The following is a 17063-nucleotide window of genomic DNA, read 5'->3' as shown; positions in this document are numbered from 1 at the left end:
ACAAACGGAGCGGCCTTCTTCATGATAGGTGTGGTGCTGAAAGAAGGGAGTCCTGCTTAATATCTGTCCCGGTCACGACCATTACCTCTACCATTCCCATTGCCCCTGTCCGCTCTACCACGGTTCTCTTTTCCTTTATGGTACTTCTTCCATTCGTCGTGTTTCGGATGGTATCTGTTTACATAATACTTTGCTTCCCGGCTATCACGGATAGCCATCTGGTCATGCTTGTTACGATAGCCATAGTACTCCTTACGATACCTGTCGTGCATCAGATAAGGCCTGTCTACTCCATTTATCACTACTTTGTGCGCATGATACACATCAAAGTTTGCATATCTGCGAGGTAATGCCCTTGACCTTGCCCAGCTATTGCCATTCCTGTATATATATACCCGCTCAGGTACACTGTAATAACACTCTACATCTGGCAAGTAGTAGTAGTCTACATGGTCATATCCCACAGGCCCCCATACCGGTTGCCTTCCTATATTGATACTAACATTGATCTGGGCCATTGAGGTAGCTGTAAAACCTGTTACGGCAATCAGCAGCAGCATTATCTTTTTCATAGCGTTTGATTTTGTTCATGTAAGGCAAAACCAATGCCCCTTGTATACCTCTAAAGCTTTTCCGAGATGTAGCTGCAAAATGTGTCTGCTAAAAGCAGGAAAATTGAGACAGGCCGCTTTTTAATTAACCCCGCTAATAAAAGAATGTTCATGCAGTATCCTCCTTTCTCCTGCCTAAAGGTCGTTTTCCTCCCTCTCCAAGCCCTCTTTTCGGAAATAGCCGATCAAGTAACTGCCGATGACTAAATCGAAAGGAACTTACTTTATAGTCTTTTGTCCATTTATCCGTACCCCTATTGCACTATCCGCAACCAGATATTTGGAGGTCCTGCATCCTGACTCCCGTCACCCGAAGGGCGAATATTAACCCTGTTCTGGCAAAATTTCACCGTCTGGTGATGTCTAAATAAGTCCGCTTGTCCATTTGCCTTGGTTCAGTCTAAAAAATTTCCTCTGCTCTGTTTTTAGACAGATTATGAAAAAATGTCAATGTAAGTTGCTATTTACCAATTATATACGTTTCTCATTTTCTGACTTTTCAACCTTCTGACTCTTAAAGTCAAAAAGTTAATCAATTGTTAAATGGATTTTAACGTTTTAAAAGTTCATAAAAGTTCCTACTTTTGACTCCGAAACTAAAAAAGTCAAAAAGTTAATGCTCGCTGAGAACAAAGATGAAATGCGGGAGAAAATCCTGGAAGCAGCTTTGAAGAGGTTTATGCACTACGGTGCAAGTAAAACCACTATGAATGAGATCGCAGATGACCTGCGTTGTTCAAAAGCATCATTGTATTACTACTTTTCTGATAAAAAGGCATTGCATAATGCCGTATTAATGAAGATCGGAGAAGCTTTCTTTCAGGAACTGGAATCAGAAGCGGATAGAACTGATATTTCAGCCGAACAGATCTTCTTCAACATGATTCAGAGCAAAATACAGTTCATTGAGCGTTTCAGCCGACTGGAACTTTTCAAAGTGCTGAACGATAAAACACCGGAAATACAGGAAATCATCAATTCTGTACAGAGCAGAGAATATGCAATGCATATCAAAATAGTGAAACGGGGTGTAACAACCGGTGAATTTGATGTAACCAATCCGGAGGAAATAGGCATGTTGTACCAGGATGCAATGGAAGGCCTCCGTTTCGCTGGTATGAGCTGTATGCCGGAAGTAGTAGTAGACTTAGATAAAGAAGGATTCGAAAAGATAGTAGCACAGCAGAAGTTGCTGACGGAAATATTCGTACGGGGAATTAAGAAACAATAAAAGGAATCATGCCAGTCAAAGAGCGGATATTAGAAACAGCGCTTAGGATGTTCAGAATGTACGGCATTAAGAGTGTAACAATGTTCGATATATCGAGGGAAAGCGGGGTGTCGAAGAAGACTGTATACGAACATTTTAAAGACAAAGAAGAACTGGTTCAGGAAGGAATGAGATTTATGCTGAATGGACATGAACAACATCTCGAAGATTTTCGCCAGCAATCTGCTAACGCTATTGAGGAGCTACTTAAAGAAGTGAAATTTATGGAAGACATGGGTAACACCATCAATCCTGTAATGCTCTACGAAATGCAAAAGTATCACCCCGCAATCTGGCAGGAAGTGGAGGTGTTCAAAAAAGAACACCTGGTGCGCGCCATCACAACCAACCTGGAACGGGGTATACAGGAAGGAATATACCGCAATGATCTCAAACTGGATATAATGGCGCATATGAGACTGCTGCAACTGGAAACGGTGTTTCAACCAGCCCTATTTCCTGCAACACAGTTCAATATGCACGAAGTGATCAGAGAGATCACCGCTCATTTCCTACTGGGCATTACCACAACAAAAGGTCGAAAAGTAGCTGCCGGATATATCCGGATAGAACAAGACTAACCACCACTAAACACGATATCCGCCAACTAAAAAATCAAAGAAATACATACGGATGAAAAGGATAATGTTAACGCTTATTCTCTTAACGGGAATAGGGGGATATACCTCCTATGCGCAATCGGAACTGTCGTTGCAGGAGTGCCTGAAATATGCACTCTCCAACAACCAGCAACTGGCACGTACCCGCCTGGAAGAAGATATGGGTCGTTTCAAAACAAGTGAAGTAAGAGCCAGAGCATTACCACAGGTAAATGCACAAGGATCCTATACCAATAATATCAAGAAACAGGTAATACCAGTGCCAGGCGAATTTGCCGGAGGCGCTCCCGGTACCACCCTCCTGCTCGAAGCCGGTGTAACTCATAACGTAGCTGCAACCGGTACACTCTCGCAGGAAGTATACAACCAATCTGTATTCACCGGCCTTAAAGCCGCTAAAGCCGGCGAAGAATTTTATAGCATGCAGACTGCGCAAAGCGAAGAAACTGTCATCTATAACGTTACTCAACTCTACTACAGCGCCCTGGTATCCCGTGAGAAAATGACCGTTCTCGATGCCAATATCGAAACTATGACTAAACTGGTGGAAACAACTTCCTCTCAGGTAGATAACGGCCTTGCCCGCAAAATCGATCTGGATCGTATGCGTGTAAACCTCACCAACTATAAAACACAACGTACGCAGGCAAAAAACCAGTTCCAGCTGCAAACCAACCAGCTGAAAATGATGATGGGTATGCCCGTTGCCAATATCATCAACCTGCCCTCTACTTCGTTTAAAGAAATTGAAAATAAAGCTACTGCGGCTGATTTCGGTGGACTGAACCTCGATAACCGTATCGAATACCGCCTCCTGAAAAAACAGGAAGAACTACAAAACTTCCAGAAGAAAGCTTACCTCGCAGAATTTTACCCGTCGCTGGCGCTCAATGGTAACTACTCATACAACGGTATCAGTAACAAGTTTGACCTGCTGAAGTCAAAATCCGGCGGATCTACTGCCAGCTGGTACGATATGGCTGCTGTAAGCCTCACCCTGAAAATACCCATTTTCGATGGTTGGGCACGCCGCTCCCGCGTTAGCCAGGCTACTGTTGCACTGAAACAGATCAGAAAGGACATGGAAGCCACTAACCTCTCACTGAATACGCAGTATGAAAATGCAAAACTGCAGGTTCAGAATAACCTGAGCACGATAAAAGCACAGAAAGAAAACGTAGACCTGGCCAATGAAGTGTATAACTCTACCCAGAATAACTATAACCTGGGACTGGCAAATCTGACCGATCTGCTGGATGCTGAAACATCCCTTATCTCGGCTCAGAATAACTACAACGAAGCTTTATTGCAATACAAGCTGGCAGAACTGGATATCATCAAATCTAATGGTAACCTCAAAAGCCTGCTCAACTAACTAAAACCGCTAAAAACCGCATACCGAACTATATGAAAAAGATTCTTATCTGGAGCGCAGTGACAATCGCAGCTGTTGTATTGATCATGTGGAAGCTGGGCGCCAATAAAAAAGCCAACGAAACCAAAACAGAATTTGTTAAGAAAAGCAATGCCGGCGATGTGCCTGTTCTGGTGGAAAAAGTGGCAAAATCTGATTTCTCTGAAGGCTTCCTCGCCAATGGTAACTTCACTCCATTCCGCGAACTGAGCTACCTCGCCGAGACATCCGGCCGTATCACCAAACTGATGGTAGACGAAGGTACTGTTGTAAAACAAGGCCAGGCCCTCGCCCATGTAGATGGTGAAATACTCAGCACTGACCTCCAGGCCGCTAAAACCAACCTTGAGCAACTGAGAGTAGACAAAGAAAGATACGAAGCTGCTTTCAAAACAGGCGGCGTAACAAAGAAACAAGTAGACGATGCAACACTTCAGTACGAACTGGCAAAAACAAAATATGCTGCTGCCAGCCGTCGTGTAGGTGATACTTATATCAAAGCACCAATCAGTGGTGTGATCAACAAGAAATATGTAGAACAGGGTGCCTACCTCTCCCCCGGTAACAAAATGTTCGATATCGTAGACGTATCCCGCCTGAAACTGGCTGTATCCGTTCCGGAAATCCAGGTGGTAAACCTGAAAGAAGGCGATAAAGTAAGGGTGACCTCCTCCGTATTCCCTGAAGTTAACTACGAAGGCCGCGTGTCTTTCATCGCTGCGAAAGGCGACAATACCCTCAACTACCCTGTTGAAATGGAAGTGACCAATAGCGGCGATAAACAACTGAGAGCCGGTATGTACGGTACTGCCCATTTTGAAATGAAAAATGCAGTTCCTGCTATCCTCGTAGCCCGTAGTGCTTTCATTGGCGGCGTAAACAGCAACCAGGTATACGTACTGGAAAATAATACTGCTAAAGTACGTAAGGTGATTGCCGGTCGTATCTATGGCGACAGAGTGGAAATCAGAGAAGGACTGAATGAAGGCGAAACCGTAATCACCAGCGGACAAATCAACCTGGTAGACGGATCTAAAGTATCCGTACAAAAATAATCAACTATGAAGATCACAGAAATATCCATAAAGCGACCCACAATAGTGGTGGTAATCTTTACCATCCTGACGCTGCTGGGTGTGATGAGCTATAAATCGCTCAACTATGAGCTGCTGCCGAAGTTTAGTTCGCCGGTAGTAACCATTGCTACCGTATATCCCGGTGCCTCTCCTAATGAAGTGGAAAGCACCATCACCAAAAAGATAGAGGATGCGGTAGCGTCAATGGAGAAGATCAAAAAGATCATATCCAAATCTTCAGAGAGCTTATCTACCGTTACGGTTGAGTTGAACAACGATGCTAACGTAGACATCGCCCTGCAGGATGCACAACGTAAAGTGAACGCTATCCTGTCAGACCTGCCTACTGATGCTAAAGCACCGTCTCTTAACAAATTCTCCCTGGATGACTTACCAATCATGACATTGTCTGCTACTGCCAATATGGACAGCAAACAATTCTATGATCTGATCGATAAAAAACTGCAACCTCTCCTCTCCCGCTTACCAGGTGTAGCTCAGATTACCCTCATCGGTGGTCAGGAACGTGAGATCCAGGTGAATATCGATCCAAGGAAACTGGAAGCATATAAAATGTCTATCCTGCAGGTAAGACAAACCATTACCAACGCTAACCTGGACTTCCCTACCGGTAAGGTAAAAACCCAGGAACAGCAGATCCTGGTACGTCTGGCAGGTAAATATAAAGATGTTGATCAGCTGCGTAACCTGGTACTCTCTACAACCGCCACCGGAACTCAGATCCGCCTGAAAGATGTGGCTGATGTACAGGACTCCCAGAAAGACGTAGATCGTCTGGCCCGTGTGGACGGTGTGAGCTCTATCGCATTACAAGTACAGAAGCAGAATGACGCGAACGCCGTAACTGTGAGTGAGGGAATGAAGAAGGCAATTGCCTCTATCGAAAAAGATTATGCTGCTGCTAACCTGAAAATATTCATTGCGAACGACTCTTCTGACTTTACCCTCGAATCAGCTGATTCCGTAATACATGACCTGATCATCGCAATTGTGCTGGTAGCTGCTGTAATGCTGCTGTTCCTGCATAGTATCCGTAGTGCGATCTTCGTAATGATCTCTATCCCGGCTTCACTGGTAGCTACCTTCATTGGTATGAAGATGTTCGGCTTCTCTCTGAACCTGATGTCATTACTTGGCCTGTCACTGGTAGTAGGTATCCTCGTGGATGATGCCATCGTGGTACTTGAAAATATCTACCGCCATATGGAAATGGGTAAAAACAGGGTACGGGCTGCATTTGATGGTGTGAAGGAGATCGGCTTTACCGTAACATCCATTACCCTCGTAATTGTGGTGGTATTCCTTCCGATTTCCCTGACAAATGAACTGGTATCAAAGATCCTGCGTGAGTTCTGTGTGGTAGTGATGATCTCGACAATGCTCAGTTTGTTGTCTTCCTTTATGATTGTACCGCTGCTGTCCTCCCGTTTCGGTAAACTGGAACATATCACTGGTAAGAACTTCTTCGAGAAATTCATCCTCTGGTTTGAAAGACAACTGCAGAAGTTCACTGACTGGATGACCAGCATCCTGAAGTGGTCCCTTAACCATAAAGCTATCACACTGGTAGTAGCCATCGGTTTGCTGTTCCTCTCTTTCATGCTGATCGGTAAAGGATATATCGGTGGTGAGTTCATTCCAAAAGGTGACCGCGGACAGTTCATCGTCGTACTGGAAATGCCTAAAGATGCCTCTGTAGAACAGACTAACCAGGCCACCCGTAAAGCGGAAGAATACCTGTCAAAGAAGAAAGAAATTACCCGTCTGATCACAACTGTAGGTCAGACCAGTGAAGATGGTTTCGGGGCCTCTCAGTCCACTGCCTATAAATCAGAAATTACAGTAATGCTGGTAGAGGCTGAGCACCGTACTGACGGTTCAGATATCTATGCCGCCAAAACTAAAGTGGAGCTAAGGAAACTGCTGCCTGGTGTTAAACTCAAGACCATGGACGTAAGTATCCTGGGTACAGCAGAAGCCTCTCCGGTTGAACTGGTTGTAATGGGTACTGAGATGGATAGTGTAATGAGCTATGCGAAGCAGGCGATGGGTGTACTGGCTACCATTGATGGTACGAGCGACGTGAAACTGTCAGTAGAAGAAGGTAACCCCGAGATCAATGTACAGGTAGACAGAGATAAAATGTCTGCGCTGGGTCTTACACTGGAAAGTGTAGGTGGAACCATGCAGACTGCATTCAGCGGTACTGCCGATGACTCTAAAGTGAAGTTCCGCCAGGGTGACTATGAATATGATATCAACATCCGCTTTGATGACTTCGATCGTAAGAATCTGCAGGATGTTTCCAATATTGAATTTATCAATAACCAGGGGCAACTGGTAAGATTATCTCAGTTTGCTACTGTAACAGAAGGTTCCGGACCTAGCCGCCTGGAAAGAAGAGATAAAAATACATCTGTCTCTGTAAAATCGCTGGTCGTAGGCCGTCCTTCCGGTACTGTACAGCAGGAATTTGCTACAAAACTGGAGTCTCTGCGTAAGCCGGTAGGTATCAGTTACCTGTGGGCCGGTGATGCAGAAAACCAGGGAGATTCCTTCGGTACGCTGGGTGCTGCGCTCCTAATCTCTATCGTCATGGTATACCTGATCATGGTGGCACTGTATGACAACTATATCTATCCGTTTGTGGTATTGTTCTCTATCCCGCTGGCGATTATCGGAGCATTGCTCGCGCTGGCATTGACTAACAATACCCTGAACATCTTTACAATCCTGGGTATGATCATGTTGATTGGTCTGGTGGCGAAGAATGCGATCATTCTTGTGGACTTCACCAACCAGATGAAAGAACAAGGTCAAAGTACTACAGAGGCCCTGATCCATGCAAACAACGCACGTTTACGTCCGATCCTGATGACAACTATCGCGATGGTAATAGGTATGTTGCCTATCGCACTGGCAACAGGTGGTGTGGCTGCAACCAAGAATGGTCTGGCCTGGGTTATCATCGGTGGTCTGATCAGTTCCATGTTCCTGACGCTGATTGTAGTGCCTGTTGTGTACAAGATCGTGGATAGCATCATGAACCGCTTTGGCTGGAATAAGCCATCTGCCAAAAGACTGATCCGTCAGCGCCTGGTAGCTCCGTATGCGGCAGAAATAGAAGAAGCTTCATTGAATTAATGATAAAGATTTTAGTTACTAATAGTGTAACAGTTGTAGGTTTAAACAATGGCCGGAGTATTCCTACTCCGGCCTTTCTTATATAAAAAAAGCCGTCCTGTGGACGGCGCTGCATTGGGGGACAAATGATGGCGACAAGTTAGATTGTTGCGTTCTTCCTGATCTGTTCAAAGGTGTACGCTGTTTTAATATCGCCATCTTCAAACACTGTTACCAGCTGATCGGCCAGTTCAGGCGCTTCATGCTCAGGAAGAGACACATATGCCCCGTTCTGCAGAACCAGTTTCTGCTTACCGGATTTGGACTTCTTAAAGGATACACGAGGGTTTCCGTCTGCATCCAGCTCCATCGGATTTTTCTGCACATTGATAGGCTTACCATTCACTACAGCATAAGAGCATTTTAATGCATATTCCTGTGTATCTCTGTTCACTCGTTGCAGCAGTGCGCCGCCCATTCCCAATACCAGGTTTTCTGCACTGATACCCGCCTTTTTCAGGGCCTCGTAAATCGGAGGTATAGAAGAATAACTGATACCATCCCCTTGTATCACTCTTACCTGCGGTGGCAATACTTTGTATCCCTTTTCATTGACAGTATACCCGAACGTTTCCATCAATATTTCAAATACCCGCAATAACGTCTGAATAGCATCTCCACTGTCAGGACGGATCACGAGTGTACCTTGTCTGGACAGGATCTGCTCTTTTAATTCGGTACCCCAGTACTCTTTGCAGGCACGAAGGATATTGTAAGAGTCAGATACACAGGCAATTGTTCCCGTAGGGAATGCATTCAGTATGTGACGGAAGATCTCCAGCTCCCCTTCTTCACCCAGCATCGTTACAATCGAGTGTTCTGTAGCCGGTATAGAAAGACCAGGTGCCGTTGGTGCCTGATAGTACTTTTTAGCAAAAGTAGAGGCCATCAGGGTATCGCTACCAGAGAAATTGATCAGGTGAGCGCTGCCTCCAATACCGGCACTCTCTACAGAACTTGCACCACGGAAACCGAAGTCATTGAGTACGAAGTCAATTCCTCCGAAAGCCGCCTCGCTGGCTGTCTCAATGTAATATTTTTTAACTGTCTTTTTTATCTCTCTGGATAATGTAGCCACTGTACAAGGGTACCAGATCTGCATCAGCAGGGTTTCCAGGAAGTTGGTTAACCAGTAACAATTGGGATCGGTGTTCTCAATAGTCATCAGTACATTCTTCACACCAGTGACGGTTCCTTCAGGTATTGCCTTGATACGTACCGGCAGGCGTCCACCATGCTTTTCAATGATGTACTCAAAACGGCTGCGGTCAAATACATCGTTACGGCCGAAGACTTCCAGCAAAGTAGTTTCTGCTTCGTCAAGTTTTTCTTTGGTGATAACAGTGCCCTGCAGGTATTCCATCAGGAAATATTGCAGACCATAGAAAACAGTATCCTGGAATTTACCACCTCTGCTTTCAAAGTAAGAATAGATATATTCAGTGCCGGGGATGTAGAGTTTGTGGTGGGAGTATTTGTAAGCATCAGCTAACAAGATGAGGTTTTCCTTTGTCATGATTCTTCTATTTAATCGTTAGTAGAATATTTTTCAGCTAATTTGTTTAATAGTGGTATGTGTGTGCTCACGATAGTGCCCTGTGCAATCATGTTGGTAATATCGTTGACTTTCACCCATTTCATGTCAGCCAGGTCGTCATCAGCAGCAGGTTCTCCAAACAGCAGGTCTGTGCTGAATAAGGTTGTGATGATTTTGTCTACTTCAGAGCGGTAACGCCAGTCATCCATCTGAAGTGACAGCTCATATTGCATCGCACTGGTCTCTACCGGGCCGCATTCTTCCTGCAATTCCCTCTTCGCAGCAATATCAAAACTCATGTCTGAAGGGTCTGCAAATCCACCCGGCAGCCGCCAGCCACTTTCTGCTGACTTACGACCAAGCAGCAACTCGGTACGGTTGTTACGGAATAATGCTATATCAACAGTTGGATATACCTTCGGATAAAGATTGTATGTACCATAGATCACTCCTGCCCTAAACTCCTCTGTATCAAATACTTTGTCAGATATTGCCTCTCGCTGGGCAGTAGAGTTAAAGTCCTGTACCGGCGGTAATGCCGCTGTAGGAAAACGGCCGGAGTAGTAAGGAATGAAACTGTCACGGCTGCCATACAGGATGAAGCTTTCGTTATTGAAATTGTTACTTAACAACTCATCCATCTTCCGGGACCATACCTTGTCAGACGCCTGGTCGCTGAGCGGTAATACGATCACCTCCGGAAATAACTTTTTGATCATCCGCTCCCTGGTGTAATAATCCAGCGGGTTCTTGCGGCCGCCCTTTATCGGACTTACGCCCAGTATGATAATCAGCCTGTTATGTTTGGACTTTACTTCTTTGATCAGTTGCAGATGCCCCTCGTGCAAGGTAGGTGTCTGAAACCGTGCTATTATTACTCCTGTAGGCTTAAGCGTTGTCATAGAATATTGTTTTGTGTAACTTCTACACAAATGTATAGAAGATCCGACATATAGACAAAATATTTTCTGTACTTTTTACACAAATACTCGTCGATATAGCGTGTTTATAGTGTCAATGTATTGTAAATGATAATGTTATGATACGATGAAAAAATTTCCGGCTGATCAATTTAGCCTATCTGGCAGTAGAAGCTCCCGGTACTGCCTCATGCCAGATTCGTTGATTGCCGATTTGCCGGCAACGAAAATCCCTCGGTCCCCACTACTTCAGGCTGGTTTGCCGGAACCCTGAATAAGCTGTTTCGGTTATAGGAGCACCGGCTTCAGCATGATAGGCCTTACAATATATTAATAGTCTTTTATCGGTTAATGTGGCTTTTATGTTTTGTGCCATCCCATCACCAAAAGGTCACTAAGAGGTCACTTCAATATCCCGGGGATATTGAGGTGACCTCTTAGTGACGAATTAGCCCTTGGTTGGTATGAAAGATAAACCCTGTTTCAGTAACAGCATGTGGAAACATTATTGTTGCCCCCGAGATAGCATATTGAGGCCGTCCGCCGGGGCAAAGGATGTCTGGAAGGTGGCCCGGATAACCACGCGATTTCAGATCCTATATTCACAGAGTAGATATGTTGACAGTGTTAAGTATCTCAATAACAGCATATTAAGACAAGGGTGAGTTATATGTCAGCGCTGTTGCCAGGAGGTGGCAACGTTATGCTCATAGCGTCAGATTCGCAGCAATGATTTTTCTTATATCTCGAATGTGATCCCTTCTTTTTTCAGCTGGAAATAGCGTTCTTCATTGAAGCTGTATAGTTTGGCAGGCCTGCCGGCAGAAGGATGTTTCTGCTTTTCATTATGTCCTTTGAGGATGCCCAGGTGATTGATTTTCTTCTGGAAATTCCGGCGGTCAATCGGGCGATCTAATACTGTTTCGTACAGTTTCTCCAGGTCAGACACCGGGAATTTGTTGTCCAGCAGTTCAAAGCCGATAGGCTCATACCGGATCTTTGCACGTAGTCTCTGGATGGCTGCGTCTACAATGACGGAGTGGTCAAAGGCAAGGTCAGGCAGATTTTTGATATCAAACCAGTTGGCATCTTCCGCATCAGAGCTAGCGGCCAGTTTAAAGTTGGTAGGGTTGACAAGTCCGAAATAGGCTACAGAGACTATTCTGCCCCTGGGATCTCGTTCCGGCTGGCCGAATGTATACAGTTGTTCGAGATAGTTGATGTGTACACCGGCTTCGGTCAGTAATTCACGGGTAACTGCTTCTTCAAGTGTTTCGCCGTCAATTACAAAGCCTCCGGGCAATGCCCAGCGGTGCATAAAGGGAGGAATGGTGCGTTTGATGAGCAGTACGGAAATACTTTCTTTGGCCGTGTAGCCAAAGACTACCGCATCCACACACAGTCTTATGTTTTGCGTAGGTTCCAAATCGAGTTTTAAAGTTATAGCCGGTGCGTGTATGCCGGCATCTCTTTACATATTTATATAGTGTTCCACCTGTGTTGTGTCTTTTTTCAGATTGATGAACAGGGGATTTTTCATCGGATCAAATACAATGATCATATTGGCTGCGGCAGCAGTTGCCGGTGCCGGAAGATCTATTACTACTTCCTGTCTGTTACTCCTGCGGAACATCAGTACTTCCTTGGCAGCGACATGACGCGTAAAGCCCTGCCGTTCCAGGTAGCTGGTCATTTCCTGCTTGCGTATCAGTATTGAGTCTGTCTCCGGATCTCCGCCAGCGGGTTTCACTTCGCGGATGACATAGCTTTTTTCCGTGATGATATCGTAGTTAGAAGTATCCTCACCACTTGTACGTGTCTGATTACACGAAAAGCCAAATACAGCCAGACCCAATATGAATAAAACACGCTTCATACAACGATATTAAGGGCTGCAAGATATTATAAAACACTCAGAATTGGATATCAAATACTTTTTCAGTGTCTTCCCTTCTGACTTTCACGGTTGTTTTATCCCCTTTTTTAAAGGTGGCCAGTGCCTGCATATAATCTTCCAGATTAACGATGACATGTGTACCAAGTTCGACGATTACATCATTGGTAAGTATACCGGCTTTGCTGGCAGCTTTATTATCTGACACCCCATCTACTTTAACGCCTGGTTTCTGCCAGGTATAGTCAGGCATGATACCTAATGTTACGGAAAAGCGGGCTCCGGTACCGGTTTGTTTGTCACGTGTTTTGGTAAAGACCAGTTTATCCATCTCGTTGGTCTTTTCTATGAGGGTATATACGACTCTGATCACTGCCAGTTCGCCTTCATAGTTGATCTTAGCTGCCAGGTCTGATGGTTTATGGTAATCGCTGTGGGTACCGGTGAAGAAGAATAATACGGGAATATTTTTCAGGTAGAATGAGGTATGATCTGACGGGCCGGTGCCGGATGAGTCGTAGTTAGCGCGGATATCTGCAGGCATGGCTTGTTGCAGTAATGCAGGCCATGCCGGAGAGGTACCTATCCCTCCTACCTGAAGTCCTTTGGCCGGATCGAGTCTGCCGATCATATCCATATTGATCATGTAGTTAAAAGAGGTAGTTGGTATGGCGCTGTGCTCTGTAAAGTATTTGGAGCCAAACAGGCCTAGTTCTTCGCCGGAGAAAGCCACGAACAGGTAGTTATACTTCTGCAGGTTGGAAGCTTTCAGTTGCCGGGCCAGTTCCAGCAATGCAGCCGTACCACTGGCATTGTCGTCAGCTCCATGATGTATGGTTTTGTCATTGGGAGCGAGTGAGTTATGATCTTCACCATAGCCAAGATGGTCAAAATGAGCGCCGATAACGATCGTGCTGGCGGCTTTATTATCAATTTTGCCTATTACATTGGTGCCTGTACGTCTGCCGGAGGCAAAATCCACTTTCATATCAATACGCAGGTCTTCCGCATCATCCAGCATCTTGCTGGTTGCCTCATTGACCCACATGACAGGAATAGTGAGCGGGTCTACGGCAACCTTGAGCCATTTCTGGACATCAGCTGTTTTCTCGGTACCGTTATAGAATATTACGCCCGTAGCGCCTGCTTTGGCAGCTTCCCTTGCATTTTGCCTGTATATTTCCAGGGGGTCAGCATGGGGAGACATTTCAAAGTCATTGACATTGAAGAGCCATATATTATCGGGTTCATTAACATCTGGGAGTACATCGCCTTTAGCGTCTTTTTGAGCGCTGAAAGGAAGGGGTACGAACTGTTCGCCGGCAGTCAGGGTAGACTTATTCACTGTCAGGTGCGAGGTGTTGGCGATCAGTTTGCCTTCACTTACCGGGAATGTCTGGAGGAAGCCACTATCACCTGCGGGGGTTAATCCGGCCAGTTGCATCTGGCTGGCTATATATTCAGCTGCGAGTCGTTCACCTTGGGTACCGGTACGGCGTCCTTCCAGTTTATCGCTGGCGAGGAAATTAATATGGGTCTGGATATTACCCAGCGCTTTGCGGTCGGCTTTCTTCTGGGCGTAAAGCTGCGTAGTTAAGGTTAATGACAGTGCCAGGAGGCATGTGAGGTGCTGCACAGTTGTTGAATTTTAAAGTCTACGGATAAAGCCGGCAAACCAGGTTTCGTTTGCAAAGATACGTATCCAGGAAGCTGGTTAGCAATGAATATATCGACTGGCTAATAACAGTTGCTGGCTGGAAGTTGTTTATTCACGATTCCGGGTGGTTTGGTTTACCGGCAATGCACTGCTTACGGGGAGGCAATTATTGCACCAAAATCACTATTTAACCAGCTAATTTGGAAAATCAGCCTATTTTTGCCGGGCTTAAACAAAACTTAAACCTAAAAGCATACCCAAAACAGAACCGATCATTAGTTTATTTATGAAGAACACACCATTTACAAACAAACACATAGCGCTGGGCGCTAAGATGGCTCCTTTTGCGGGATATAATATGCCTATTTCCTACACCGGTATTAACGATGAACACCTGGCGGTCAGGAATAATGCGGGGGTGTTTGATGTAAGTCATATGGGTGAGTTCATCCTGAAGGGAGAGCATGCGCTGGACCTGATCCAGCGGGTAACAAGCAATGATGCTTCCAAGCTGACTGCGGGCAAGGCCCAGTATAGCTGTTTGCCTAATGAAGAAGGGGGTATTGTGGATGATTTGCTGGTATATTGCATTGAGGAGAACAAAGTGTATATGCTGGTGGTGAATGCAAGCAACATTGAAAAGGATTGGAACTGGATCAGCAAATTCAATACAAAGAATGTGGAAATGCACGACATTTCTGACAAAACTTGTCTGCTGGCTATCCAGGGACCAAATGCGGCAAGCATTTTGCAACCGCTGACGGATGTAGAATTGGTCAACCTCAAGTATTACACTTTTGCCAAGGGGGAATTTGCAGGCGTACCGAATGTAGTGATCAGCGCTACCGGTTATACCGGAGCAGGTGGAATTGAAATCTACTTTGAAGATAAGGATGGCGCTGCCGAGAAGATCTGGGACGCTATTTTTGAAGTGGGTGGTCCTAAAGGACTGAAACCTATAGGTTTAGGCGCACGTGACACACTGCGTCTGGAAATGGGCTTCTGTCTTTACGGGAATGACATTGATGATACTACATCGCCAATGGAAGCAGGTCTGGGCTGGATTACCAAATTCACCAAAGACTTTACCTCCCGGGCTACATTCGAGCAACAGAAAGCTGCCGGTATTACCCGTAAGCTGGTAGGATTTGAGATGGTCGATAAGGGTATTCCCCGCCACGACTACGAAATCAAGAATGCAGCCGGGGAAGTAATTGGTAAGGTAACCTCAGGAACACAGTCTCCGTCCATGCAGAAAGCAATTGGTCTGGGATATGTGAAAACGGAGCATGCCACGCAGGATTCAGATATTTTTATTGCTGTAAGGGATAAATTATTGAAAGCCAGAGTTGTAAAGGTGCCATTCTTAAGTTAAGATAACTTATATTGCAAAAACCATATCTATTTCTATGCCCAAAATTCATATTACAACCGTAATTCACGCTCCGCTCGAGCGGGTCTTTGACCTGAGCCGGAGTATCACTCTGCATAAAAAGAGCATGTCTCATATGCAGGAGGACGCAATTTATGGCCGTACAAACGGGCTCATTGAACAGAATGAAACGGTTACCTGGCAGGCGAAACACCTGGGGAAGCTACGACAGCTGACTACCCGCATCACGGAAATGCGCAAGAAAGAGTATTTCTGTGACGAAATGGTTTCAGGAGATTTTACCTTCATGAAGCATGAGCACCATTTTAAAGAAATAGGTAACGGTACCGTTGCAATAGATATTATGGAATTTGGCACACCTTACGGCTGGTTCGGGAAAATGTTTGAGCGGTTTTACCTGCATAGATATATGACCGAGCTGCTAAGGTTACGGAACAGCGTTATAAAAGAATATGCAGAGACGGAGAAGTGGAGAGTGATTCTGGATTGAATGTATAGTTAAGAATTAATAACCAGGAATGACAGGCAAGCACCATCATGCTTAGTTATTAATTCTTAATTTCTAATAGACTAATATGGAAGAGTTGAAACCGAGACTGGAAGTTTGTCTGTCACCGGCACTGTTACATTTGTACGACGTAAAGAACAGTATAGTGGTGATTATTGATGTATTGAGAGCTACATCAACCATCTGTACAGTATTATATAATGGGGCCAGCCGTGTTATACCGGTAGCGTCAGTGCCGGAGTGTGTGAGTATTGGAGAACAGCTGGGAGACAATGCCATTACTGCGGGCGAGAGAGACGGACGGATTGCGGAAGGATTACTACATGGAAACTCGCCTTTTGAATACCCACGGGAGTTTATACAGGATAAGACATTGGTACTGACAACCACAAACGGTACCAAACTGTTGCATATGGCCAAAGATGCCATTGAAATCATTACAGGTTCATTCCCTAATATATCTGCTGTCTGTGACTACCTCATTGCACAGGGCAAACCCGTGATACTTGGTTGTGCCGCCTGGAAAGACAGGGTCAATATGGAAGATACCCTTTTCGCCGGTGCAGTAGTGAATCGTATCAGGGAACACTTCAACATAGATTGCGATTCTGCAATCGCTGCTGAAGCATTATATACTACCTCAAAAGACAACATGTACGAGGTAATGAAGCAGGCATCCCACTACAAGCGGCTGGCTAAATTCGGATTGGAGAAAGATATACAGTATTGTCTGACTCCAGACGGTGCAAATGTGCTGCCCGTTTACCGGAATGGAGAGCTTGTTGCTGCGGAATAGCTGCAAGATAATTTCTTTTCTTAAAGTGTTTGTTTCTGGAAGTGATGCAATGTAGCGTACACGCTACTCATGCTGTAGCTTTTTAGAATTTTTCTGCGTACTTTTGTGAATTGCCTTTTCACCAGCTGCTAAAGATTTTAGCGTTTAACCCAGGCTGGTAAAT

The 17063-nt window shown here is 45.2% G+C and carries 14 protein-coding genes; 8 read left to right on the top strand and 6 right to left on the bottom strand.

Features of this window, described 5'->3' with window-relative positions:
• Positions 1-56 precede the first annotated feature (56 nt).
• Positions 57-572, bottom strand: a complete 516-nt coding sequence (locus K1Y79_RS16620; RefSeq protein WP_220251290.1) for a hypothetical protein — start codon at positions 570-572, stop codon at positions 57-59.
• Between the two features lie 655 nt (positions 573-1227).
• On the opposite strand from K1Y79_RS16620, the gene K1Y79_RS16615 reads away from it, so the two are divergent.
• Genes K1Y79_RS16615 through K1Y79_RS16595 form a run of 5 tightly spaced genes read left to right on the top strand, consistent with a single transcriptional unit; the run spans position 1228 to position 8156 of the window.
• Complete coding sequence (locus K1Y79_RS16615; protein WP_220251289.1) at positions 1228-1842, top strand: TetR/AcrR family transcriptional regulator; 615 nt, start codon at positions 1228-1230, stop codon at positions 1840-1842.
• An 8-nt stretch (positions 1843-1850) separates the two neighbouring features.
• The gene (locus K1Y79_RS16610) at positions 1851-2462 is read left to right on the top strand and encodes a TetR/AcrR family transcriptional regulator (protein ID WP_262903171.1); all 612 of its coding nucleotides are present in this window, start codon (positions 1851-1853) and stop codon (positions 2460-2462) included.
• 52 nt (positions 2463-2514) lie between these two features.
• Entirely contained in the window at positions 2515-3876 is a 1362-nt protein-coding gene (locus tag K1Y79_RS16605) for a TolC family protein (protein ID WP_220251287.1), read from the top strand.
• A 32-nt stretch (positions 3877-3908) separates the two neighbouring features.
• Positions 3909-4970: an efflux RND transporter periplasmic adaptor subunit gene (locus K1Y79_RS16600; RefSeq protein ID WP_220251286.1), complete on the top strand. Its 1062-nt coding sequence runs from the start codon at positions 3909-3911 to the stop codon at positions 4968-4970.
• Between the two features lie 6 nt (positions 4971-4976).
• Positions 4977-8156: an efflux RND transporter permease subunit gene (locus tag K1Y79_RS16595; protein ID WP_220251285.1), complete on the top strand. Its 3180-nt coding sequence runs from the start codon at positions 4977-4979 to the stop codon at positions 8154-8156.
• 139 nt (positions 8157-8295) lie between these two features.
• On the opposite strand, the gene K1Y79_RS16590 is transcribed toward K1Y79_RS16595, so the two are convergent.
• The 5 genes from K1Y79_RS16590 to K1Y79_RS29415 form a co-directional block, all read right to left on the bottom strand.
• On the bottom strand, positions 8296-9711 hold the full coding sequence (locus K1Y79_RS16590; RefSeq protein ID WP_220251284.1) for a nicotinate phosphoribosyltransferase: 1416 nt from the start codon (positions 9709-9711) through the stop codon (positions 8296-8298).
• 11 nt (positions 9712-9722) lie between these two features.
• A complete protein-coding gene (locus K1Y79_RS16585; RefSeq protein ID WP_220251283.1) occupies positions 9723-10634 on the bottom strand; it encodes an NUDIX domain-containing protein in 912 nt (303 codons plus the stop codon).
• 757 nt (positions 10635-11391) lie between these two features.
• On the bottom strand, positions 11392-12078 hold the full coding sequence (locus K1Y79_RS16580) for an NUDIX hydrolase (RefSeq protein ID WP_220251282.1): 687 nt from the start codon (positions 12076-12078) through the stop codon (positions 11392-11394).
• Between the two features lie 45 nt (positions 12079-12123).
• Positions 12124-12528, bottom strand: a complete 405-nt coding sequence (locus tag K1Y79_RS16575) for a hypothetical protein (RefSeq protein ID WP_220251281.1) — start codon at positions 12526-12528, stop codon at positions 12124-12126.
• Between the two features lie 37 nt (positions 12529-12565).
• Positions 12566-14182, bottom strand: a complete 1617-nt coding sequence (locus tag K1Y79_RS29415) for a M20/M25/M40 family metallo-hydrolase (protein ID WP_220251280.1) — start codon at positions 14180-14182, stop codon at positions 12566-12568.
• A gap of 307 nt (positions 14183-14489) precedes the next feature.
• Here K1Y79_RS29415 and gcvT point away from each other — a divergent pair, with 307 nt between their 5' ends.
• From gcvT to K1Y79_RS16555, 3 genes are all read left to right on the top strand, one after another.
• A complete protein-coding gene (gene gcvT / locus K1Y79_RS16565; protein WP_220251279.1) occupies positions 14490-15578 on the top strand; it encodes a glycine cleavage system aminomethyltransferase GcvT in 1089 nt (362 codons plus the stop codon).
• Between the two features lie 34 nt (positions 15579-15612).
• A complete protein-coding gene (locus K1Y79_RS16560; protein ID WP_220251278.1) occupies positions 15613-16086 on the top strand; it encodes an SRPBCC family protein in 474 nt (157 codons plus the stop codon).
• 85 nt (positions 16087-16171) lie between these two features.
• A complete protein-coding gene (locus K1Y79_RS16555; RefSeq protein WP_220251277.1) occupies positions 16172-16900 on the top strand; it encodes a 2-phosphosulfolactate phosphatase in 729 nt (242 codons plus the stop codon).
• Positions 16901-17063: the final 163 nt, after the last annotated feature.

This window comes from Chitinophaga rhizophila, from assembly GCF_019492185.1.
GTDB classification, from domain to species: domain Bacteria; phylum Bacteroidota; class Bacteroidia; order Chitinophagales; family Chitinophagaceae; genus Chitinophaga; species Chitinophaga rhizophila.
This window is presented reverse-complemented; position numbering and strand designations above follow the sequence as displayed.